The sequence below is a fragment of the Sphingomonas hylomeconis genome, from assembly GCF_025370105.1.
GTDB classification, from domain to species: Bacteria; Pseudomonadota; Alphaproteobacteria; order Sphingomonadales; family Sphingomonadaceae; genus Sphingomonas; species Sphingomonas hylomeconis.
Map to the genome: position 1 here is coordinate 1 of NZ_JANQBK010000003.1, position 23,738 is coordinate 23,738.

General features: G+C 65.6%; 18 protein-coding genes. 10 read left to right on the forward strand and 8 right to left on the reverse strand.

The genetic code is table 11. The annotated features are described in order from the left end of the window. Positions 1-245 precede the first annotated feature (245 nt). The 4 genes from NV401_RS03830 to NV401_RS03845 form a co-directional block, all read right to left on the reverse strand. A complete protein-coding gene (locus tag NV401_RS03830) occupies positions 246-1,166 on the reverse strand; it encodes a hypothetical protein (protein WP_261293075.1) in 921 nt (306 codons plus the stop codon). Further along, positions 1,153-3,798: a fimbria/pilus outer membrane usher protein gene (locus NV401_RS03835; protein ID WP_261293076.1), complete on the reverse strand. Its 2,646-nt coding sequence runs from the start codon at positions 3,796-3,798 to the stop codon at positions 1,153-1,155. The genes NV401_RS03830 and NV401_RS03835 overlap by 14 nt, the downstream gene beginning before the upstream one ends. Continuing rightward, positions 3,795-4,556: a fimbria/pilus periplasmic chaperone gene (locus NV401_RS03840; protein WP_261293077.1), complete on the reverse strand. Its 762-nt coding sequence runs from the start codon at positions 4,554-4,556 to the stop codon at positions 3,795-3,797. Before NV401_RS03840 ends, NV401_RS03835 begins: the two co-directional genes overlap by 4 nt. 90 nt (positions 4,557-4,646) lie before the next feature. Further along, entirely contained in the window at positions 4,647-5,174 is a 528-nt protein-coding gene (locus tag NV401_RS03845) for a hypothetical protein (RefSeq protein WP_261293078.1), read from the reverse strand. Between the two features lie 470 nt (positions 5,175-5,644). Between NV401_RS03845 and NV401_RS03850 the strand changes: the two genes are divergently transcribed. Continuing rightward, positions 5,645-6,310 carry an HWE histidine kinase domain-containing protein gene (locus tag NV401_RS03850; RefSeq protein WP_261293079.1) on the forward strand — a complete coding sequence of 222 codons (666 nt, stop codon included), beginning with the start codon at positions 5,645-5,647 and terminating at the stop codon, positions 6,308-6,310. Positions 6,311-6,338: 28 nt separating this feature from the next. Here the strand turns inward: NV401_RS03850 and NV401_RS03855 are convergent, their stop codons facing one another. Both NV401_RS03855 and NV401_RS03860 read right to left on the reverse strand, forming a co-directional pair. Further along, complete coding sequence (locus NV401_RS03855; protein ID WP_261293080.1) at positions 6,339-7,028, reverse strand: response regulator transcription factor; 690 nt, start codon at positions 7,026-7,028, stop codon at positions 6,339-6,341. A 2-nt stretch (positions 7,029-7,030) separates the two neighbouring features. Further along, a complete protein-coding gene (locus NV401_RS03860) occupies positions 7,031-8,428 on the reverse strand; it encodes a sensor histidine kinase (protein ID WP_261293081.1) in 1,398 nt (465 codons plus the stop codon). A 462-nt stretch (positions 8,429-8,890) separates the two neighbouring features. Here NV401_RS03860 and NV401_RS03865 point away from each other — a divergent pair, with 462 nt between their 5' ends. The 5 genes from NV401_RS03865 (at position 8,891) to NV401_RS03885 (ending at position 16,381) form a co-directional block, all read left to right on the forward strand. Continuing rightward, positions 8,891-10,513: an alpha/beta hydrolase gene (locus tag NV401_RS03865; protein WP_261293082.1), complete on the forward strand. Its 1,623-nt coding sequence runs from the start codon at positions 8,891-8,893 to the stop codon at positions 10,511-10,513. Positions 10,514-11,082: 569 nt separating this feature from the next. Beyond that, a complete protein-coding gene (locus tag NV401_RS03870) occupies positions 11,083-11,961 on the forward strand; it encodes a DJ-1/PfpI family protein (protein ID WP_261293083.1) in 879 nt (292 codons plus the stop codon). Next, positions 11,954-12,961: a GlxA family transcriptional regulator gene (locus NV401_RS03875; protein ID WP_261293084.1), complete on the forward strand. Its 1,008-nt coding sequence runs from the start codon at positions 11,954-11,956 to the stop codon at positions 12,959-12,961. The genes NV401_RS03870 and NV401_RS03875 overlap by 8 nt, the downstream gene beginning before the upstream one ends. Positions 12,962-14,260: 1,299 nt before the next feature. Next, entirely contained in the window at positions 14,261-15,424 is a 1,164-nt protein-coding gene (locus tag NV401_RS03880) for a polysaccharide pyruvyl transferase family protein (RefSeq protein WP_261293085.1), read from the forward strand. A gap of 264 nt (positions 15,425-15,688) precedes the next feature. Further along, positions 15,689-16,381: an NnrU family protein gene (locus NV401_RS03885; protein WP_261293086.1), complete on the forward strand. Its 693-nt coding sequence runs from the start codon at positions 15,689-15,691 to the stop codon at positions 16,379-16,381. Between the two features lie 146 nt (positions 16,382-16,527). Here NV401_RS03885 and NV401_RS03890 read toward each other — a convergent pair whose 3' ends face one another. Continuing rightward, positions 16,528-19,191 (reverse strand): glycoside hydrolase family 3 C-terminal domain-containing protein, encoded by a 2,664-nt coding sequence (locus tag NV401_RS03890; protein ID WP_261293087.1) that lies wholly within the window; start codon positions 19,189-19,191, stop codon positions 16,528-16,530. A 155-nt stretch (positions 19,192-19,346) separates the two neighbouring features. Continuing rightward, positions 19,347-20,477, reverse strand: a complete 1,131-nt coding sequence (locus NV401_RS03895) for an alpha/beta fold hydrolase (protein ID WP_261293088.1) — start codon at positions 20,475-20,477, stop codon at positions 19,347-19,349. Positions 20,478-20,637: 160 nt separating this feature from the next. On the opposite strand from NV401_RS03895, the gene NV401_RS03900 reads away from it, so the two are divergent. The 4 genes from NV401_RS03900 (at position 20,638) to NV401_RS03915 (ending at position 23,725) form a co-directional block, all read left to right on the forward strand. Beyond that, on the forward strand, positions 20,638-22,113 hold the full coding sequence (locus NV401_RS03900; protein WP_261293089.1) for a L,D-transpeptidase family protein: 1,476 nt from the start codon (positions 20,638-20,640) through the stop codon (positions 22,111-22,113). Between the two features lie 10 nt (positions 22,114-22,123). Next, a complete protein-coding gene (locus NV401_RS03905; protein ID WP_261293090.1) occupies positions 22,124-22,468 on the forward strand; it encodes a hypothetical protein in 345 nt (114 codons plus the stop codon). A 113-nt stretch (positions 22,469-22,581) separates the two neighbouring features. Continuing rightward, positions 22,582-23,226: a PepSY-associated TM helix domain-containing protein gene (locus tag NV401_RS03910; RefSeq protein ID WP_261293569.1), complete on the forward strand. Its 645-nt coding sequence runs from the start codon at positions 22,582-22,584 to the stop codon at positions 23,224-23,226. A 10-nt stretch (positions 23,227-23,236) separates the two neighbouring features. After that, positions 23,237-23,725, forward strand: coding sequence for a DUF2271 domain-containing protein (locus NV401_RS03915; RefSeq protein ID WP_261293091.1), 489 nt, complete (start codon positions 23,237-23,239; stop codon positions 23,723-23,725). The last annotated feature ends 13 nt before the right edge of the window (positions 23,726-23,738 follow it).

The following is a 23,738-nucleotide window of genomic DNA, read 5'->3' on the forward strand; positions in this document are numbered from 1 at the left end:
TTCGGCATCATGGCCAGCGTCGGCTCTGCCGCCAGATCGGCCAGCTCACGCCGGCAACGCTCGCGGACCGCTATCTGCTCCTCCAGCGCCTCCCGCACTTCGGCGACGTTCTTCGCGCCAAATTGTAGAGCATTACGTTAATCACGTTACTGACTACATGCCTACGATTTCATAGAGCGGTTACTTTGCAATGTCAGATACCATATTTCGAGCTACATCGAATTATCTACACTTTTGATACTCATCTAATCTGCGCTGAATGTAAGTGTGATCGTGTCACTGTAGCGTCCCGCCGCCGCGCCCTCCGCTTGGGGAACATTAACGGTCAGCGGAAGGACGCTGAACGTCGCTGACCGCCTCAGCGGAAGAGTTGCCGATGTGGTAGACAGGTCGGTGAGGCGTCCGGCGAGCGTAACCTTGTAAGGGATGGCGGTCAGCCCGGTTTCATGGATCAGCCGTCCACGCCCCTGCGACGACAGGGTTACGGTCACGCCGACGTTTGCGGTGACCGTGAAGTCGACCGTGACCGAAGCGCCATTCTCCAGCCGTCCGAGGTCGAGTGTCGTCGTGCGCGCGGTGGCAAAGGCGGGCGCGCTGACCGACACGGCCGGAGGCACCCGCGCCGATACGACCAGCGGGACCTGGCGGACCAGTTCGGGAACGCCCGTGTCGCGGTACAAACTGACGATCGCCTGACCCGTATAGCTGCCGCCCGCGACCGGCTGGCCCGGCGCGAAGGTGACGAACAGCGGCAACTGGACCTGCTCTTCGCCCGCGGCGAATGCGCCCGACCGACGCGTTGCGAGCGTCCCCAGCGGATCGCGTGCGGCGATCGACCGCCCCGCCGGCGCGTCGAGGATGTCATAGGCGAGCGTGTCGCCCGCACCGCGCAAGCCCGCTTCGACGCCCTGAACGACGATGAACCAGCGGCACGCCTGTCCCGTATGACGGAGCGTCAGCAGCACCGGTTCCGATGTCGGCGGCGAGCTGGCCTCGTAGCCGCGCCCGTATAGTCCGCGCCACGCGACCTCGCCGCTGCTGTCAACGTCGATCTGACATGGTCTTGCGGCGGTGTCGTCTGCGCTCTTCGCAGCCGCGGGCACGACCACCAGCAGAGCCGCGAACAGCGACGCGATCTTGGCCGCGGCCGGGCTATTTCTTTGCATCGTTCACCTCGACATCAAGGGGGATCGCCGCGGCTGGACGCCAGATGCCCTGCACCCCGTCCGGCACCTGCAACGTGAAACGCACCGGTCGGCCTGCCACGGTGACGATCGCCTCATAGGTGCCGCCCGCCTCCAACCCCTCGACGAAGAAGCGTCCGGCGGCATTGGTGAACAGGATAGCGGGAACCGCATCGGCAGGGGCGTCGGCCTTGCGCACCTCGCCGCTGATCAGCCCCAACGGTGCGCCAGTGCGATCGACCAGCATGCCGAGGGCGGAAACCGCCCCCTGGCCCGCGCCGACCTTCAATCGGTATCCGCTGCGAAACCCAGGGCGCAGCATGAAAACATCGCCGCCGACCCCTGATCCGGCGGGCGCGTCGATCGCCACGACCTCGATCGGGCGTTCGTAATAGGGGGGCAGGTCGGGAACGACGCCGGGGCCGAGCGTTCCTGCGAACGCACTATAGCGCACGTTGGTCCCACCCAGCCCACTGCGCGGCTCGATCGCCAGCCGGGTGGCGACGTTGCCGGCATTCTCGACAATGGCGAAGCTGTTGCTGATCGGGCGGGACAGCGCGAACGCCCCGTCCGCCATGACCAGCGCGGTGCCGAACGCCACGCCGGTACGGATGTCGTCACGCCCGTTCACGTTGGTGCGCGTCTGGCCGAGTGCGGCCTCGAACCGGTTGCCGATATAGGTCGCGCGCGCGAACTGCCGGTCGCTGCCGTCGCGCCGCTCCGCGCCGACCGTGTAGCCGAACGCACCGACACCGGCGGCTGCAATCTCGCTATATTCGGCGCGCATCGCGGTATCGCGCGAGGTGTAGTTGGCCGACAGCGTGCCGCGTCCCAGCGGCACGAACACCGACACGCGGGCGATCGCGCCGCTGCGGTCGAGGTCGCGTTGCCAGTCGAGCGAGGCACTGGCCGATACTGGGCCGAACTGGTGGGTCAGTGTGCCGCCGATCGACCAGCGCTGTCCGGGGCGGGGATCGCGAACGCGTTCGTAGCTGCCACCGATCTGGACACGAAAATCGTCCGAAAACGCTTGGCCCATCCGGACCTGTGCGAACAGCGACGAGGGCTGGCCGCCGAACAAATCGTCCAAGGTGCGGAAATCCCGTCCCGTCAGGATCAATTGCGCATCGATAGCGCGCCCGCGCAGCACATCGGCATCGCGCCAGGCATATTGCAGCGCGAGCCGCGACGATCCCGGCCCCAAGCGCCGCACATCGGTCGCTGCATTGACGTCGAGCGTGCCGAGCGGTGACGCCCAGGCAACCTCGCCCCCAACCAGCGCGAGCCGCGTATCGAGCTCGACCGACGCGCCCAGCGTCAGCGTCTGCGACAGGCCGCGGCGGTAGAACCCCATGATGTTGAAGTCGCTGGTGTCGTAGCGCCGCACGCCGTCGCGGTCGCGATAGGGGATGCCGGCATTGATCGCGAATTCGTCGCGGCCCGGATCGAGCAAATCGATACCGGCAAACGCGGGAAAGGCGATCACCTCCCGCCGTCCGTTCGCCTCGGTGATGCGGATCTCGATGTCGTTGGTCGCCGACGTCACCAGCGGCAGATCGCGCAGCGTGTAGCGGCCCGCCGCCAGCGGAAAGCTGCGCACCGGCGCGCCGTTGACCAGCACCTCGACCTGCGCGGACGATTGCAGTTCGAACCCGCGTTCGCCCGATGCGCGGAAATCGAGATAGGGGTCGATGCGATATTCGCGGTAGGCGCTGACGCCGGCGATGCGCGGCGCAACCTGATACGGGCGGCGCGCGACCGACAGGTCGCCGAGCTCCCACCTGAGCAATTTGTCGATATCGTCATAGGTCATGCGGACGTCGCCGCGCGACAGCGGACGGCGCGCATCGGCGTCGTAACGCAGCCGTGCCTGCGCCACGACGCCCTGCACGTTCACGCCGACATCCATGTCGGCGGCGACGCGCGATACGCCGCGCTCGGCGACCGCCCGCTCGACCACGTCGAGACCGCCGCGCACCGAGACATAGGCCGACACGTCCGCCTGTTCGGCATAGGCGACGCTCGATGCGACGCGCGGCGGATTGAGTGGCAGGATGCGCGGCGTTCGCATCGCCATCGGGATGCCCAGGATCAGGACGAGCTGGCCGGCGTCGAATTCGGTCGTAAACCCGATCCCGCGCAAGGCGGCGAACGACACGCGCTCGCCCGCTGCCGCGGCCCCGAACGTGCGCGCGGCATCGGGCAACAGGATGCCGCCGACGATGCGGCGCAGGACCGCGCCATCGATCCATCCGCCGGGCGACGGGTCGATCATCGCTTCGCCTGCGTTCATCCCGTCGACGATCACGCCGTACCGGCCCGCGATGATCGCCGGGCGCTCCTTGCCGAACATGCGGCGGAACAGCTCGTCGGGCGACAGCGCGGCTGGGTCGGGTTCGGGCGTCGCTGGCGCGGGCGGCCCCGGCGCGACCTGCGCGGGGGCGGGCGGGGTCACAGCGGGCGGCGCTTCGCCGATCTGCCGCCCCGCGCCGCCCTGCATCGCGTCTGCAGACGCGAGCGCGGGTGCCGCGGCGGTCTGTGCGATGCACAGCGCCGGGCTGCAGGCCAATGCCAGGAACACGGTCGACGCCAGGCGCGACCGAGCGCCCATCATCGCAGGACGATATATTCGGTGGAGAGGCTCCCGGTCAGCTTTCCGGCGGGCAGGCCATCGGGGGCGGCGATGCGCACCACACGCTCGACGCCCGGCAGGATGTTGAGGCCGATCAGTTCCTTGACCGCATCGCCCTCGAGCGTGATCGGGCGGTTGTCGGCCCCGCGCAGCTGCAGAACCGGCTTGTCGAGTACCGCGCGCATGCCCCCGCTCGACCGGACGCGTACCGCCAGTTGGCGACGACCCTCCGGTCCGGCCGCGGGTTCGACCGACACAATGTCGGCGGCGGGCTTCATCCCCTCGGGCTGGACATACAGCGCCATTTCGTAGCGGTATTTCATCGTGATGTCGGCGGTGCGATCGTTGCGCGACGTCTTGCTCAACTGGATCGGCAACTGATCGGTGACGATGCGATAGGCCAGCTCGCGGTACGGCTTCGGATCGCCGACCCACTGGATCTTGAAACTCTGGCTGGCCTTGGGTGCGATCACCATCTGCGGCGGCGTCAGGATGATGTCGCTGTCCTCAGGCGTCAGCCGCTCCGTGCCGTCGCTCTGCTGCTCGCGCTTGTAAGCGCGGATCTCGATCGCGATGGGGACCGGATGGGTATTGGTAATAATCGCGGTCGCCGCCGATCCGGCACCGCTCGCCTTGATCTGGATGACCATCGGCTTGAGGTCGTAGGCGGTGGCGGAACCGCCGAGGCCGCCGGTCAGCAGGCCGGTGCAGGCCATCGCCAGAAAAATCCTTTTTGACATGGGTTGCCCCCCGGGGTCTGGATCGAATGAAGAGGGATGACCGGGAGGGTGCCCCCTCCCGGTCACGCCGCGAAATCTCTGGGGGGGCGATCAGAGATTGGCGGCGAGCGTGATGGTCAGCTGGTCGGAATAGGTGCCCGCGACCGCATATTCGCCGATCGAATCGAACGACAGGTCGAGGTTGCCGGTCCGCAGGCCGCCATTGGTCAGGATGTTCTGCCAGTTGGTGTTGGTGACGATGACAACCGGCGTGCCAGCCATCGTCGCCGAGTTGGTCGTCGTCTGGTTGGTGCCGAAGAAGCCCTGCGCCTCGACGTCATAGTCGATGACGACCGCGCCGGCGCTCTCGGCATGGCGCATGCCGCCGTTCAGCGAGGTGAGCGACACCGTGTAGGGTGAGTTGCACGAATAGGCGATGGTCAACGCACCCTGGTTGCCCGTGTTCAACATGTCGACGTTGCTGGTGCCCGATCCTTCGGGGATCAGTTCGCAGTTGCTGGCGACGGTGCCCGCCAGGTTGAGCGTGTAGCTTTCGGAATCCCCCGTGACTTGCGCCATCGCGGGCGAAGCCGCGGCCAGAGCGAGTGCCGAGAACGAGCCAAGGATCATAGTCTTCATCGCAACGTCTCCTGTTGTCCGCCGGACAGGCGGGGTCATACGCCCGGCAGGGAATCTGCCGGGCGGCCGGTGTCGTGCGGGTGTCCGGGGGTGGCATTGCCCGGATCCCGGCGGTGCATGTCGGTTGCCCGGACCGGATGACCGGCCGGCGCGAATGCAGGCGCCCGCCGCTGCATCCGACGAAAGGGGAGGGGCGGGCGAGATGGACCGGACTGGCGGTTTTCCCTTCCACCGCCCGGACCGTTCGTGCCCGGTGTCGTCCCGCACCTCCTGTCGACAAGGGGTACGCCCCGTAACGATTCCCGGAAATTCCGATCGAATACGGATCGGAACCGGCGTGCGGGTCCGGACTCTTACGGAGTTGCGGTCAAGGCGGTCGGCGCCGCAGCACAGGGCATAGGCGGCACGGTCAGCGCGCGTTGGGAACAGCCGTTCGCCCGCGACGTGTGTCAGCAGGGAGGAACGGAATCATGGCGATCGATGACCCGCGCGACGCCGCTTTGGATGACGATATGGAAGCGGATGCGCTGGCGCGGATGACGCTTAGTGAGGCGGAGCATCGCGCGCGCAATCTGATTTCGCTGGTCCTCGCGCTCGCCCAGCAGTCGTTCAACGGGCTGAAGGGACATCCCGAAGTGGTCGCGTTCCTCGACCGCGTCCGCAGTCTCGACGCGGTCGCGCGCATCGGGTGCGAGGTGAAGGGCGATTTCTGTTCACTGCCCCGGATCGCCGAACGCGTCACGACCCGGCTCGACAATCCGATGGCGCCGCGAATCGCGCGGACGGGCGGCGAGGTGTCGGTCGTCGCGCGCTGGGCGCACCTGCTGACCATCGTGCTCCACGAACTAACCGCTAATTCGGTGCGCCACGGCGCGCTCAGCGCAGTCGGCGGCCGGGTTGATCTACGCTGGGTCGCGAGCGCGGGCGACAATAGCGGTGGCGCAGAACTGCACCTTCACTGGCGCGAGACGGGTGGCCCGGCCGTGACGTCGCCCGGCCCTGCGGGTTTCGGCATGCGACTGCTACGCGATCTGACCGGCCACAATAGCCGGTGCCAGGCGTCACTGCGGCTGCCCCCTACCGGGCTCGTCTATGCATTGACCTTGAAGCTCTATGCGAATGAGGTGCGGTATTGAGCGATCCGCCTTACCCCCGACGTCCACGTCAATCGTTGCGGGTGGGGGGCGATACGTCGGCGCCAGCAAGCGCTTTGGCCAAAGGCGCGCCGGTCTCTGGTCTGATCGGCACCTCGGTATGCAGGCCGCCGTGCATCCTTGCCTCGATGCCCAGCCGGATCAGTTGCGCAGTGCCGGCAGCGCCGGTTTTTTGCAGTAATTTGGTGCGATAGGTTTCTACCGTCCGCGGGCTGATCGACAGGTGACGCGCGGCTTCCTTGCTGGTCTGGCCGGCAACGATCAGGTCGAACACCTGGCGCTCGCGCCGTGACAGCGTATCAAGGCGGCTCGCCGGGCGTGCGGCTTCGTCGACCTGCCGCCGCCCCGCAGCGACCGCGCCCATGATCGTCGCGGTGTCGAAGGGCTTTTCGAGGAAGTCCAGTGCACCTGCCCGCATAGCCTCGACGGCGAGCGCGACATCGGCATGGCCGGCAATGACGACGACCGGATCGACGCGCCCCCGCGCCGCCAGCGCGCGCAACAGTTCGATCCCTGACGTGCCCGGCATCCGCACATCGCAAATAACCACGCCCGGCGGCAAATGATCGATCATGTCCAGGAACAGGTCGGCGCACCCGAATGTCTGCGCGGGAACCCCGCCGGTCGCCAGCAGCAACGCAAGGGACCGGCACATCTCCGGTTCGTCGTCGATGATATAGACCGGGCGTTCCTCCGCCATGTTTATCCTCCCGTGCTGCGTCGCTTTACTGAAAACACGAACCGCGCCCCGCCGAGCGACGTGTCCCGATCGTGTGAGATGCTCCCCCCATGTGCCTCGACGATGGTCCGGCAGATCGCCAGCCCGATGCCTACGCCGTTCGACTTAGTCGACTGGAACGGCGCAAATGCCAGATCAGCGAGGTGATCGGGCACGCCGTCGCCGCTGTCTTCGATCGAAATGCGCAGCATCTTGCGATAGTCGACCCAAGCGCGCACCGCGATGCGGCGATCGTCACGCGCTCGCACGGCATCGGCGGCATTGGTGATAAGGTTCAGCACAACCTGCTGGAACTGAACCTGATCGATCAGCACCTCGCCAAGCTCATCGGCCAAGTCGAGCTTGAGTGTCGCGCGCGCCTCCAGCGCGGAGAAGCTGCCTAGCCGTATCGCCTCGCCTAGCGCGTCACGCGCGTCGATCCAGTGTCGCGCGGGCGATCGTCGCGCCGCGAAACCCCGCAGATTCTTCAGCACTGACGACGCACGAAACACCTGCGCGAGTGCATCGTCGATCGCGGCCTTGGCCTTGACCACATCCGGCTGCGGGCGGTCGAGCATTGCGCGCGCGGCCCCAACGTAATTGGCGACGAACGCCAACGGCTGGTTTAGCTCGTGCGCTATCGACGATCCAAGCTGGCCAAGTGAAGTCGCGCGCGCAATCTGGTGCAGCTCACGCTGGACCATGGCAAGTTCCTCCGACGCCTGCACCATCGCGGTCTCGTCACGGACGTAGATGATGGCAAACCGGCGTTCGGCGATCTCCATTGGTACCGTGGTGGTGCGGAGGTGCAAGATCCGCCCATCCTCCAGCATTACCGTCTTTTTTTCGGCACCGACGTTGTTCTCGCCAAGATAGCGTTTGACGGTCTTGCCGATCACATCGCGGTGAGAGAGGCCCATCAGCCTGTACGTCGCCTCGCTTGCTGCAACGATCTGCTCGGATTCGTCGATCACCAGCGTGACTGCAGGCGATTCGCCAAAGAACAGCTCCAACACGCGTTCGCGCCGCGCGGCGTTGCGCAGTGCGACCAGCACCTGCGCGCGCAGACGCCGGATGGTTTCGCCGCACGCTCCCAGGCACAGGCAAATCAACGCAATGAGGGTCACATTCCGGGTGTTGACCAACGGGTGCTCGCCTGCCGCCAAGGCGACGGTGCCGATCAGCGACAGGACTGTCGCGATCGCGGCGGCGGCGAAACCATACAGCATTGCGGCGAGAACGACCGCGGCGACGCAGAAAAGGAATGGCAGATGCATTTCCGCGACTTCGCGCACCGCCCAGGTCGCCGCCACCGCGGCGATGGCGGCCGCCGCACCGATACAGGGCGCATTCTCAACCGAGACGTCTACCTGGTCGTCCAAGGTAGCCCATAGGTGGCGCATTCAATCATCCCAAGGTGACCCGCTGCTTTCCACCGCTCACGCGGTTAAAAACGGGCCATGCTTCCCATCGTAAGGTTATCGGCATATTTAACATGAGTTAGGGAAAGGGCGTCTAGCCAGAAACGCTATTTTGTAAAAATATTATAAGTTTTCTTGTTTTCAGTTGTTCTTTTGAAATAAAAGTTATCATCTATAAAATAGGATTATCGATTTTTACAAAACGAAATATTGACTTAATATGGCGTTGATTAACGCAACTGCTGGCAATAGTGCCGACGGCGATTATCTATTTTAAAGATTCTATTTCAAAAGGGCTCGAACTTCGCGCGTTTATTTGGCGGCGCTTAGTTAACTTTTTCTATGGCCTATTTAGGCCTGTGGACCTGCCAGATTTCTTGCAGCGGCACACTCTACCTGAATGAGCAGTCACTACTGTGTAGCGTGCGCGATGCCAAAGCGTCCCGAATCGGGCCTTTCAACCATTGCAATGCGTCCAGCGCTTTTATGGGCTTTTCGGAAACGTCACGCTTGGCGCAACAAACAAGCGAGCGGTCAAAGGTCGGCTTCCCGGGCAGTTGCAACGATCGCGGGGTGTGTTACTGCCGTATGGCGGGTGCTGTCGGGGGAATCCAGTTGCGTCGTATTTTCTCGTTCATTCTAGTAGGCTTGGGGAGCTGGTCGGCTCCGCCGCAAGCGACGTCGCTAGCTATTAGCGCACCGATCTTCGCTGCTTGCCCGGACGCCAAGGAGCGGCCGGAGCTGGCGCCGTCGCTGTGCGCACGCATAACGGTGCCGCTGGATCACCGGCAGCAAGATGACCGCCAGCTATCACTGTTTGTGCGCAAGTTTCCGGCCGCGTCGCACTCGAAGGGGCAACTCTGGCTGGTCGCTGGCGGGCCGGGCGAGTCCGGGGCATCGTTCTACCCTTTTCTGGCGTCGTTACGCGCCGCCGCGCCCGGCTATGATCTGATGATCCCGGATCATCGCGGCACTGGTTTTTCAACACGGCTATGTGAGGCCGAAGAAGCGGTCGGCAGCACTGCGGGAACCGCGCTGTCCGGCGCGGAATGGGGAAGCTGCTTTAAGACGCTCCACGCCGACGCCGACCGCACGCGGGCTTTCTCGACCAGCAACGCCGCCCACGATCTTCAGGCGCTCATTGACGGCTTCGCGCAAGGCGGCCCCACGTTCTTGTACGGCGTGTCTTACGGCACCCAGTTGGTGCTAAGGACTCTGACGATCGCGCCGCCAAGCCGGCTCGATGGTGTGATTCTCGATTCGCTTGTTCCGCCCGAAGTGGACCCGCACTGGGATCTCAGTCACCGCTCCGCTGTAGTTGATGCGGTAGGCCGCCGGGTGCTTGCGTCCTGCGACCGCAAACCGTCCTGCCGGGCCGCATTGGGCGGGTCGGCCAGCGCCGCCATGCGCGATGTGATCGCAAATCCCAAGCTGCGAGAGGTACTGGGCGACCACCCGAAATACCTGTTTGGTGCGATGCTGGATGTGCCCGAGGTACGGGCGCGCATCCCCGTGATCCTGGCGGATCTGCGTAAAGGCAAGGTCGCATCGTTGGCAGAGGCGAAACGGCGTTTGAAGCAGATCGGGAGCAAATTGCTTTCCTATCCGCAATCGAGCTCGTCGATCCCACTGGTCGGGCTGATCAGCGGGTCCGAAAGCAATTCGCGTCCGGAGCTGACCGATGCCGTCGTGCAGCGCGAGGAGCGCGAGTTCCTCTTCGCCAGCCCGTTGCCGGGCCTGCTGACCCAACCAGGCCTACCGCTCTACAAGCGTGACGATTCCTTTGGCCGGCTTCCGGCGCGAATGCCGCCAATCATCGTCCTGCAAGGCACGCTTGATCCGAAGACGCCGATCGAGGGTGCTGCTGCACAGATTGCCTTACTCCAGAACCGCAGCAGCGTGGCACAGGTCAAGGTGATCGGGGCACCTCATTTCCTGTTGTTCGCGGCTCCCGACTGTCTGGTGCCGGCGGTATATGATTTCGTACATGGTTTGCGCGCTCGAAATACCATTTGTAGGTCCGTGCCCAACCGTTCGTCACTCTGATGGCAATGCCTCAAACCAAATAGTTCGCAATGGCGATGTCGCAGTAGCAGTAAGGTGGCTGCAACATCTGCAGTCCACCGCGAGGTTCGATTTACGCCGCGTCGACCGGTTATTAAGATCGGTGGAACACTGGGATGAACAAAGTCCGCTTGTCGTGGGCTCTTCAACAAGTCTGAATGGCTACCTTAGGGGCGTCTCCGCTGCGGCGCTGCCGCTTAGAGGTATGCCGAAAATCCCGCCGTTTCTTTGGCTTTCGCCCAGGTATTTAGCGAATTTTCCGCAGACACCGGGATGGGCACCATATCATTGCTGATCGCCGGCGACCTCTTTGACCGCATCGCGGAAGGCAACCGCCGGTCTGGCAGGAAATGGCGGAATGTCGTCCTTTGGGCAGAAGGCATTACGGCACAGGAAGGCGCCACCCCCTTTGATCGGATGGCATCATGTTTCGCTTCTCAACTACCAGAAATCGAGTCCTTCTACTCGCTGCGGCAAGTCTTGTCGTCGGGTGCGGATCAGTCGCGGCCGGTCGCTCGGCGCAATCGCCGCCCAACCAGCACGTCGCACCGGTGGCACCCACTGCCAGCGAGCCGATTGCGCCATATCGGGCCCGCTTCGGGCGACAGCGCCCGATCATCGCCATCGTCGGCGTCAACAGCGGCACCGAACTCACCGATTACGTCGTGGTGCCGGCCGTGGTGAAACGCAATGATCCCACGCTGCTTACCTGGATCAAGCAACAGGCGGCAAAGGGCGGCACCCTGGTCAGCATCTGCGACGGCGCGCTCGTGCTGGCCCAGAGCGGGGTGCTCGACGGGCATCGCGCCACCGCGCACTGGGCAACCGCCGACTATCGCCGCAAGCATTACCCGCAGGTCAACTGGATCGCCGATCGCCGCTACGTCGCAGACGGGCGTATCGTGTCCAGCGCAGGCATCAGCGCCGCCATCCCGACCTCGCTCGCGCTGGTCGAGGCGATCGCGGGCCATGAGCGCGCGGCCATCGTCGCTGCGCAGGTCGGCGCGCCCGACTGGAGCCCGGCGCATGACAGCCACCGCTTCGCGCCCAGGTTCGGACGCAACCTGCGGGCCTTTGCGACGACGCAATATCTCAATGGCTGGCTCCACAAGGCGACGGCGATTGGCGTTGCGGTCGCGCCGGGAGCGGACGAGATCACCGTCGCGCTGACGGCCGACGCCTATAGCCGGACCGGCCGCGCCAAGGCCTTTGCGCTTGGCGGCAGCACCGCCCCGATCCTGACGCGGCACGGATTGACGCTGCTGCCCGATCGTACCGATCCGAAGGCGGTCGATCGCATCGTCGCGCTTGCAACGGGAAAGTCTGCGGCGACGCTCGACCGGGTGCTTGCGGAAATCGCGCGGCTGTACGGCAAGCAGACCGCTTTTGGCGTCGCGCTCGACTTGGAGTATCCCGGTTACCATGGCTGAAGACGCGATCCCCGTTCCCCAGCCACAGGCACCTCTCCGTGTCGTGCTGCTGGCCTATGATGGCATGAACCTGCTCGATCTGGCCGGGCCGTTACAGGCGCTGACCACGGCGAACCGCGATGTCGCTCCGGGGGCACCGTGTCGCTACGAGACGATCGTCGCCTCGGGTGAGGGGGGCGCGATCGTCACCAGTGCCGGCCTGCCGGTCGTGACCGTGGCGACGGCGGCGCTGGCCGATATCACGATCGACACGCTGATCGTCCCGGGGGGCTGCGTCGGGGAGGATTTTGCGGTGCCGCCTGCGCTGCGCGACTTCATTGCGGAACGCGCAGAGACGGTGCGTCGATTGTGCTCGGTCTGCACCGGCGCGTTTCTGCTGGCGGCGGCGGGACAGTTGGAGGGGCGGCGGGTGGCGACGCACTGGGCCTGGCTCGATCGGTTGAAGACGCGCCATCCCGGGCTGGACGTCGATGCCCACAGCATCTTCGTCCGGGATGGCAATCTCTGGACGTCCGCGGGCGTCAGTTCGGGCATCGATCTGACGCTGGCGCTGATTGAGGAGGATTACGGTCCCCGCGTTGCGATCGACGCTGCGCGGCAGATGGTCGTTTTCGTGAAGCGCGCGGGCGGCCAGTCGCAGTTCAGCGTGCCGCTCGCGGCGCAGACGAAGGACCAGGCATTTATCGAGCTCCATGCCTGGATGGCGGCGAACCTCGCGGCGGACCTGTCGGTCGGGCAACTGGCGGTGCGCGCAGGGTTGGCGCCGCGCACCTTCGCGCGGGCCTATGCCTCGAAGGTCGGGCGCACACCGGCCAAGACCGTCGAGCTGATGCGGATCGAAGCAGCCTGCCGCGCGCTCGAGGAAACCGATCTGCCGCTGAAGAGCATCGCGCAAAGCACCGGCCATGGCGACGAACAGAACCTGCGCCGGGCGTTTCAGCGCCAGCTTGTCACCAATCCGGCGACCCATCGCTTGCGGTTCTCGAGTCTATTGCCGTGACCATTGCAGGTCGCTGTCGGCGGGGGCGAGCGCGGGCTCGTTGCTCGCCTGCCTGGGCTGAACCACGACAGCGATGATCCGTCCTGCCCGGAAGCCGCAACACGGCGTCGCCCAATCACCGGCACAGCCGCAAGATGAACCATCGTCCGTTTTGGGGGCGCCGTTCGCGCAGTGGGGGAGGGCCGGCACGATATCGCATTCGCCGACGGCACGCGGATAACGGCCGGATTGCTCGTCGGCGCGGACGGTGCCTGACGGTACTATCAGTGCGGTCAATAAGAATGCCTGCGGCCGTTCAGTTGCAGAGCGGGATCCGTCCTTTCCTGTAAATGGACCGATGGGGTTTATTATGCGGCGCGGATTGCGCGCATCGGCAGCGACATGAGGACCCTGGACGTCGTTTGGACGCAGGGTGCCACGACCAGCCGCACCGCGACCAACAACTGTCGTTCCGCAGCGTAGGCGGCCGAATGCGTTTGAAACGACAGCGGCACCCTTGATCCTAGCGTACCGCCGTAGCGTGCTTGCATGCATGCTGCACGAGCGGCCTCGGCGCGTTTGCTACCCTGGCAGCGGCACAGTGTCGTACGCGATTCTCTCATGGCCAACGGGCGAGGCGGTCGCTGCGGCAACACTGGCGCGCAGGGGAATAGTCGCACGTTCAAGACACAGGTGAGTTGATGCCCCCGAAAAGGAGAAGGGCAGCAACTGCCGATCCCAGTCTCATCGCCGACTCACTGCGGGCGGCTAGGCTGTGCAGGCGCGGTGAAGCTCATCCATCGCATTCTTGTAAAAAACTACAGTTATCAGAGATTTGACGCTTACTATAAAGCGGCCCCGTAACCAGTATTCGGAGATTGGCGTGGGCTTTCTACAGAAATTCAATTGCGGAAGGGGCCGCCACCAGCGTGATCGGGACCGAGTAAAGCGCGCGAAGGGCGCCTTTGTGTCTGTTTGCGCCGGCTGCGGCGTGCCGATGTGGCGATCTATCGCGGGGTGGTCCGTAGGAGAACCGAAAGCAGACGAACCGTTCTATTGAATGGTGGCCACGTTCTTGCTGACCGTTTGCCACGGATCGCCGACAATAATGCGGTTCGGCAGGCGTAGCGGGTCAGACGACCGGCCGCGCTCAACCGCAGGCTCTCTCATCAAATGGGGCAAGGCAAATGCTGCGAGGCATTCGGTCCGCGGCTCACTTAGAACGCTCGAAGGAAAGTCTTGTTGAGGCCGAAGCAGATAAACAATGTCTTGTTGATTACCAGGGTCCGCACGGGGAACCAGGGCAATCAATGCTTGTCGATGGCGTGGTACGAACTGCTGCGCAAAGCCTTTCCGCAAGGTCAGGTCGGCATGATCGAGCGCGGGGCCGCCTATCTTGGGCAGTTCGGGATTTCCGACGTCGATCCCGCCGCCCCGATCGACGGCTTTGAGCGTCTCGTCGATGCCGCGCTTGCGCTTCCGCTGGATGCCAAGCCTTCGCCGTTGCATCATAAATCCGTCATCGATGCGATCGTCTCCCAGCCGGCATCGCGGAAATTCGTTACCCGGTTGACGCGCGCCGGGCGCGTACACAGAGCACTGGGAATAGCCGCGAAGGGATATGCGCGACGCATCGCACTTTTTCGGCAGATGGATTTAGTCGTGGTCAACCCGGCGGGGGAGTTTAGCGGATCCTCGCTGGACGTGGCATTAGCCTATCTCATCGAGGTTCGTGTCGCCCAGCGACTGGGCTGCAAAACGGCACTGGTAAACCCATCGTTCGAAATTGAAAACGCCGTTCTTCAGAAGATCGCTACGTACGTTTTGGATCACGCCGACCTGCTGGAATTTCGCGACGATCAAAGTCGGCTCCATTATGTTGCTGTAGGCGGGAAGAAGGCAGCGATCGTGTTGCCAGACGCCGCCATTCTGACATCCGCCCCGATTGCGGAGCGCGAGCCGATGGCGCTTGCCGTATCCATCAACGCCTTACACGCCGAGAAATTGCGGCAGGTTCCGGTATGGGAAGCGCTGCTGCAGCGTCTCGAGGCATCCGGATACAGCGTCACGCTCGTATCCAACGAGATGATGACCGACGGGCCTTTATATGAGCGTTTCGCCGGGGTGACAAAGGCTCGGGTGGCAAGAGGCGATCTCGGCTATATCGATTATGCAACCATGTTGGCGTCGTTCGACGCCGTCATCACCAGCCGTTTGCACACCGGCGTACTTGCGCTGACGAGCGGGGTTCCCGTGGTGCCGCTGGAACCGAGCACGTTCAAGATGAATGGCTTTTTTCGTCATCTCGGGCTGGAGGTCGAAGTCGTGGAGACCGCCACGGCGGGTTGGGATGTCGCGGTAGAAAGGCAATTGGCCGCGCTATTGGCGGACCGAGCGGCGACCAGCGCGACGATAATCGAAGCGCGAGATCGCGCACGGGCGCGGATCGAAGCAACGTTGCTTCCGGCCTTCGCTGAGTTGTAGGCCGCACTATTCGTAATAAGGTGATCCAGTACGTCCCCAACAATAGCGAAGAGTACAGTGTCAAAATATGGTCGGCCAATAATGATGTAGGCCGAGCGGGCCGGCCTAAAGCAGAAATTGTTTGTAACTTGGTCCGAGCGGTCCGGAGAGCCGGCGCATACTATCGCGGCGGCTAAATTGCTTTGAGTCGGCACTGTTCGTCGTCATACTGACCCGGCGCAACGCTGTCCGCCATAGGGGGGGCAGTCGCAACGGGAAAATTCGATGAACGGGGCTGAAGGGGTGCTCGCCGGGGCGACGGCCTTTGTCGCGACGCATTTTCTGTTGTCGCATCCGCTGCGCCAGCCGCTGATCAAGCTGGTCGGAGACACGGCTTTCAGCGCGCTCTATTCTGCCGTGGCGTTGGTCACGTTGGGCGCGACGATCTGGGCCTACCGGGCCGCGCCGGTCACGCCGCCCTTATGGGGCGTGGGGGACGGCCTTTGGGCGGTTTCCACGGCTGTCATGCTGCTGGCGTCGATCCTGCTGATGGGCTCGTTCATCCGCAATCCGGCGCTGCCCGGCGCGGCCGCGCTGGCGGCCACCGCGCAGCCCCACGGTGTCCTTGCCATCACCCGCCATCCGATGATGTGGTCGTTCGCGATGTGGGGCGCATCCCACATCCTGATCTATCCGATCGCCAAGAACCTGATCCTGTCGGGCGCGATCATCCTGCTCGCGCTGGTCGGCGCGGCGTTGCAGGATCGCAAGAAGGCCGCGCTCGATCCCGACGGCTGGCCCGCCTGGGAACGCAGGACAAGCTATCTGCCGTTCGTCGCGATCCTGCAGCGGCGCGCGACATTGTCGGGTTTGGGCGCACATGCGCTGCTCGGCGGGATCCTGATCTGGCTTGCCGCGACCTGGGCGCATATCCCGCTTGCCGGCTGGCCCGCCGGCATCTGGCGGTGGCTGTCCTGATCCCGCCGTAACACGCGTCCGCTGCAAACCGCACCTCTCGTGGAGCGGGGCCACGCGCCTCTGGTTGCGCTCGACCGGCCGGTGTCGGCAAGCGGGTCAACGGTCCGCGCCAGCCAATTGCGCGCGCAGGCCAGTCCATGCACGGCTTATTTGGGCAGGGCCGCCGACTGGCCGGCGGTAAAGCTGGCCGTCTGGCTCGGCACGCCGGTGCCCGGCTGGCCGCTGCCGATGCTGACCCGGTAACGGCCCGCGGCGACCGAGCGCGCGCCATCGGGCGTCACCGAACTCAGATCGCGTGGCGATAGATCGAAATTGACGAGACGGGTTTCGCCGGGGCGCAAGGCGACGCGCCGGAAGCCACGCAGCGCGATCCGCGGCACGCCTGCTCGGTCGGGGAAGTTCAGATAGAGTTGCGCCACCTCCTCGCCGGGCCGATCGCCCTGGTTGGTGATCCGCGTCGTCACCCGGATGCCGTTCTCGGCGCCGCCGCGCTGGGGGGTGATGGTCGGCATCGTATAGCCGAAGCGCATGTAGCTGAGGCCATGGCCGAACGGATAGACCGGTATGCCGGTGAAATAGCGGTAGGTCCGCCCGGCCATGGCATAATCGCCGAACGGCGGCAGATCGGCGACGCTGCGATAGAAAGTGAGCGGCAAGCGTCCCGAGGGGTTGGTCCGCCCGGTCAGGATATTGGCCGCGGCAGTGCCGCCGGTCTCGCCCGGATACCATGCCTCGAGCACCGCGGCGGCATTGTCCTTCGCCCAGGCGAGGTTGATCGGGCTGCCGTTCATCGCCACCATCACGATCGGCTTGCCGAGCGCGCGCGCCTGATCGAGCATGGCGAGCTGATCGGCGGGCAGATCGAGCGTGGTTTTGTCGCCGCCGGCGAAGCCGGGCACCGAGACGGCGGTTTCTTCGGCCTCGAGATCGGAGGTGAGCCCGACGACCGCGACCAGCACATCGGCGGCCGCGGCGGCGCGGCGCAACTCGGCGAAGGGCGCGTCCGACACGCGCTTCCACACCAGATCGATACCATGGCCTTCGGCGCGGATGGGATAGCGCTTGCCGGCCTCGAGCGTCAGCGTGGTCATGCCGGGCAGGTCGTTCCAGCGCGCCTGGCGGCGATCGGAGACGATCTTGCCGTCCAGCGTCAGCGTGCCGCCGGTGCCGGTCAGGCCGACGCGGTAGCGGCCGGTGTCGGGCGGCACCAGAAAGCCGGTCCATTCGGCGCGGTGCACGTCGTTCACTGCGGCCAGATCGAGGTTGCGGTCGCCGATATCGGGCTCGATCCGGGTGACGACCGGCGTGCGTTGATACTGCGCCGCTGCGATCTGTTTCTCGCGCGTGCCGGGCGCAAAGCGCGCCGGCATTGGCGTCGCGGTGTTGAAGTAGCGCGCCAGAACGCCCGGCCGGCCGTCGGGCGTCAACAGTGCCGCGGTCGGCACGCGGTCGCCATCGGTGATCGATTCGCCGAACGGCACCAGCGTGACCTGGCCTGCGCCCAAGGCAGTGCGCAACCCCTCGAGGACCGACACCGGCGGGCCCGACAGCGGCGAGGAATAATTGCCGCGCAGCACGCGCGTGGCATCGCCGAGCGGCCCGATCACCGCCAGCTTCACGCCGGGCCGGAGCGGCAGCACGCCATCGTTCTTGAGCAGCACCATCGAGCGTTCCGCCGCGGCGAGCGCGATCCGGCGATGCTCGGGCGCGCCGATCGCGCTGGTCGGGATCGCCACCGGCGCGCCGGCCAGGCCGGGCAGATCGCCGTTGCGGTACCGCGCGGCGAACAGGCGGACGAGGCTTCGATCGATATCCGCCTCGGTCAGCAGGCCGCGCTGCAGCGCCGCGCGATAGCGGTCTTCCAGCCCGGCGGTATCGACCATCGTCTCGGTATTGCATTCGCTATCGACGCCCGCGCGCAGCGCGGCGGCGACCGCGGCGGCGGCATCGGGGGCATATTTGTGATTGTCGGCAATATCCCTGACCGCGTCGCAATCGGACACGACATAGCCCGTGAAGCCCCAGGCGCCGCGCAGATGATCCTTCAGCAGCAGATCACTGGCACAAGCCGGCTGGCCGTCGATCCGGTTATAGGCGCACATTACGGATCCGGCGCGGCCGTCGACCAGCGCGGCGCGGAAGGCGGGGAGATAGGTATCCTCCAGATCGTGCGGCGTGACGAACACATTGGCGTGATGCCGTGTGCTTTCCGGCCCGCTGTGCACGGCGAAATGCTTGGGGCTTGCGATGACCTGCGGGCGATCGGGATTGGGGCCCTGCATGCCGCGGACGAAGGCGACGCCCATCGTCGCGGTGAGGAACGGATCCTCGCCATAGGTTTCCTGGCCGCGTCCCCAGCGCGGATCGCGGAAGATGTTGATGTTGGGGGACCAGGTATCGAGCCCGGTGCCGATCCGCCCGGTGCGACCGGTCGCGCGCGCCAGCGTGTGCAGTCCGCGCACCTCCGTGCTGATCGCGCCCGCGACCTGCTGCACGATCGGCGCGTCGAACGTCGCGGCAAGCCCGATCGGTTCGGGAAAATTGGTCGTCGCGCGCGGCCCGAGCGCACCGTGCAGCGATTCGGTCCACCAATTATAGGCCGGCACGCCCAGCCGCGGGATCGCCGGCGCGACGTTGAGCAGTTGCGGCAGTTTTTCCTCGAGCGTCATCCGCGCGACGATCATGCGGGCCAGGCGCAGCGCCGGATCGTTTGCTACCAGCCGGCCGGCGCCAGGATTGCGTGCGACCGCCGGCGTGGCGATTGGTGGGAGCGCTAACAACGATGCTGCTGCCAATGTACCGATCCGCATCCCTTATCTCCTGAATGCGGCTTGGTGCTTATTCTTGATCGAACTGCCGCTGCCACGATTGAACCGTGATAGCGCTTCCAGGTCAACGTGAATGATGCTGCACAGATGAAGTGCCGGTCGATTTCGCCGCCGATTGCCGACGGAGCAGCGGGGCGCTACTGCGCCGGCGTCGTTGTGCGCTCCAGCAGATCGGCAAGATCCGCCTTCCAGTTGATCGCCCAGGTGTGCGTGCCATGCCCGTGCGTGTCGGCGGTTTCAGGTATCAGTCGGAACCGCGCATTCTTCATCTGCCGCACGGCCTGCGCCGGATAATCGAGGTTGCGCGGATTGATGAAATCGTCCGCCGAATTGATCCAGACGAGCGGCGCGGTGATCGCGCCAAGCTTTGCCGAAGGATCATAGCTGCGCGACGCATCAACCTGGTAGATCAGGTCGTTTGCATCGATCAGGGGCAGGGCCTTGGCGACCCGCTCCTGTGCGAAGGCCGCGGCGGCGTCGCGGGTGGGATAGAGCGCCTGCAGGTTGAGCGGCGCGGCGCCGGCAATGAACAGGGCGGTCTGCGCCGTGCGCAGGCCCTGCAGTGGCTGGACGACGTAATTGCCGCCGGCCCAGGCCGGATCGGCCTTGATCCCGTCGATCAGCAATTGCCGCCACATCCGGTTGAGCCCGGCGATCGGCACCGGTTCGCACGCCAGCGGCATCAGCGCGCGCGCGAAATCGGGATGCGTCTCGCCCCACATCAGCCCGTGCATGCAGCCCATCGACGTGCCCATGATCAGCCGCATGCGGCGGATGCCCAACACATCGTGCAACAGGCGATATTGCGCCTCGACCATGTCGGCGTAATCGTAGCGCGGGAATTTCATGCGCAGGCCATCGGACGGTTTGGACGACCGGCCATGGCCGATCCCGTCAGGCAGGATGATCCAGTAGCGGCTGATGTCGAGCGGCTGTCCCGGGCCGTACAGTTCGTCGGCGAACTGCGGCACGAGGAACTGCTGGCCGCTGCCCCCGGTTCCGTGCAGCACCATCACCGCGTTGTCGATCTCGCCCTTGGCATTGCGGTGCGGCTGGCCGAGCATCGTGTAATGCAGCCGCAACTGCGCGAGCGTCTCGCCCGAGGCGAAACGGAACGCCGGGATCGTGACATCTGCCTCCCGCGTCGGCCAGCGTCGCGCGGCGGGCGGCTGCGGCACGGCGGCGGCCAATGGCGTCGGGGCGGGGGGCGAGGCGCCCTGGGCGGGGGCGGCGGCCTGCGCGGCGAGCATGAGGAGCAGGGAGAACATGCCGTATCTTGTGGCGCGGTGCGTCCGGGCTGCCAAGCGGTTGGCGTAACAGCCAGGATATTTTACCATGTGCGGGACCGATTGCCCCATGACCCGTTCATGCTGGGCGGGTATGGCGGGCGCAGGGCCGCGTTTGCGCCGGGCACAGGATAGTATGACGATGCGTTTGAACAGCAATTCCCTCCCTGTCCGGTCGGCGGCGGGCCTCGTGCGCGCGGCGACGATCGGCGCGCTGCTGGCAACCACGCCACTTGCCGCGCAGCAGGCCGCGCCGGTGCAGCCGGCGGCCCCGCCGGTGCCGGCGATGCCGCGCACCGAATTGAGCGACGCGCAGGCGCGCCAACTGGCGGAGCTGATCGATCGCGATGCCGTGGCGCAGGGGCTGCGCGAGGACGCCGCGCCGCACGCGGTGTCGCTGGATCGCGAGGCGCTGGTCGGTGCCGCGCTCGATCACGCTCGGGCGGTGCATGCCGGGCGGCTCGCGACGAGCGACTTCCAGCCCGAATGGGGCATCCGGCCGCAGCAATATGATCCGCTGCCCGGCTTTGCCGATGCCGTGCGGCGCGATCGGCTTTCTGCCTGGGTCGCATCGCTGCCGCCGCCTTATGCTGGCTATGACACGCTGGTCGCCGGGCTGGCACGCTATCGCGCGCTTGCCGCCGCGGGCGGCTGGAAGGCGCAGGCGACCGGGCCGGAACTCAAGCTTGGCGCCAGCGGCGCGCGCGTCGCGGCGTTGCGCCAGCGCCTCGCGATCGAGGATTCGGCGTTGGATGGGAGCGGGGACCGCTACGATGCCGCCCTGGTCGAGGCGGTGCGCCGCGCGCAGCGCCGCTACGGGCTCAATCCGGTCGGCAGCGCGGGCGCGCAGACGATCGCCGCGCTCAACGTGCCGGTTGCGGAGCGGGTGCGCCAGATCATGGCCAATATGGAGCGCTGGCGCTGGCTGCCGGCGGACATCGAGAAGAACCGCGTGCAGGTCAACATCGCCGCCGCGGTGCTTACCGTGTTCCAGGGCGACGCGCCGGTCATGTCGATGAAGGCGGTCACCGGCCGCCCGGGCGACGAGACGCCGATGCTGGTCTCGCAGATTCACAGCATCGTGCTCAATCCGCCCTGGAACGTGCCGTCGTCGATCGCCAATCGCGAATTGTGGCCCAAGGAGAAGGCCAAGCCCGGCTATCTCAAGCGCAACGGCTTTCGCGTGATCGACACCGGCGATGGCGGCAAGCGGCTGCAGCAATCGTCGGAGAACAGCGCGCTGGGCAAGTTCAAGTTCGATTTCGACAACAATTTCTCGGTCTACCTGCATGATACGCCGGCCCAGGCCGGGTTTGCGCGGTTCGATCGCCTGTCCAGCCATGGCTGCGTGCGTCTCGAAAAGCCGGCCGATCTTGCCAAATTGCTGCTCAAGACGACACCCGATTGGCCCGCCGCGACGATCGACTCGACGGTGACCGCCGGCAAGACGGTGCGCGCCAAGGTCGCCGACCCGGTGGCTGTATATCTGCTGTACTGGACCGCGTTCGCCAACAATGCCGGTCAGGTCAGCTTCCGCGCAGATCCGTACAAATGGGATGGCACGCTCGCCGCCAAGATCGAAGCCCGTTCGGCGCGTCAGGCGCTGGCATCACGTTGAAGGTATGACCATGAAACCGACCCGCCCGCTGCTGCTCGCCACCACCGCCAGCCTGCTTGTGCTGGGCCTTGGCGCCTGTTCGCGCGAGGCGCCCGAGCCCGCGCCGGTTGAGAATATCGCCAGCGACGAGGATGTCGCCCCGGTGGCGGAGGCGGTACCCACGCCGGTGGCGTTGCCGACCGAGGCCGCACCGACGCCGCCGGACGTCAATGCCAGTGCCGAGATGGATGTCGAACCGGTGACCCCGCCAGACGAGCAGATGCTCGACGATGCCTCGGCCACCGGCATGACCGCGCGCGCGACACGCGACGAGGCGACGGATGCGCCGGTGACGGGCGACAACGAGCAGAAATAGCCGGGGAGGCGGCGTCGCGGGGAAAGGGGCGGCGCGACGCCGCACGATATTGTTGACAATGCCTCGCAATAGCGGCTTTAGGACGTCACCCTCTGCTCGTCTGGTGAATCGTCATCCCCGAAACCGTCACGCCCGTCCCCAAACCGAAAAAGCGCAAATGGCGCGGCTGGTGGCTGCGGCAGCTGCATAGCTGGCATTGGGTGAGCGCGGCGGTGTCGCTGATGGCGATGCTGTTGTTCGCGATCACCGGGATCACGCTCAACCATGCCGCTTCGATCGGCGCGACCCCAATAGTGACCAGCAAGGAAGGCACGCTGGCGGCGCCGCTGCGCGCCAGCCTGGCCAAGGCACCGGCGGCCGATGCGGCGCTGCCCGCGCCGGTTGCCGCGGCGGTCAAGCAGGCGGTCGGCGTGGATCCGGCGGCGCAGCCCGGCGAATGGTCCGACGGCGAAGTCTATGTCGCGCTGCCCCGCCCGGGTGGGGACGCCTGGGTCAGCATCGACCGCGCGAGCGGCAGGATCACCGCCGAGACGACCGATCGCGGCTGGATTTCCTATCTCAACGACCTGCACAAGGGCCGAAATGCAGGCGCTGCCTGGTTCTGGTTCATCGATCTGTTCGCCGGCGCCTGTATCCTGTTCACGCTGACCGGGCTGCTGCTGCTGCAACTCCACGCGCGGCATCGCCCGTCGACCTGGCCGCTGGTCGCGTTCGGCCTGGCCCTGCCCGTCATCATCGCCATCCTGTTCATCCACTAAGGAGCATCCCATGCGCTCGATCCTGCTGACGTCTCCGGTGCTGCTTGCCGGGCTGGTCACCGCGCCGGCGATGGCCGGCACGGTGACGATCACCATCCCGCGGCTCGGCGTGGCCGAATATCACCGCCCCTATGTCGCGGTGTGGGTCGAACCCGCCGGCGGCGGCGCGGCGCGCACGCTGGCCGTGTGGTACGCGGTCAAGAAGGGCGGCAACGAGCCGGGTACCAAATGGCTGTCCGACCTGCGCGCCTGGTGGCGCAAGGGCGGGCGCAGCCTGAGCCTGCCCGCCAACGGCGTCAGCGGCGCGACGCGCGCGCCCGGCCAGTACAGTCTCCAGCTGCCCGCCGATCTCAAGCCCGGCGCCTATGTGCTGAACGTCGAGGCCGCGCGCGAGACCGGCGGTCGCGAGCTCGTCACCTTGCCGCTCAATGTCCCAAAGATCGCCGGCAGCGCCACCGGCAAGGCCGAACTCGGCGCAGTCACGCTTTCAGCCCGCTAAGACAGGAGATCCA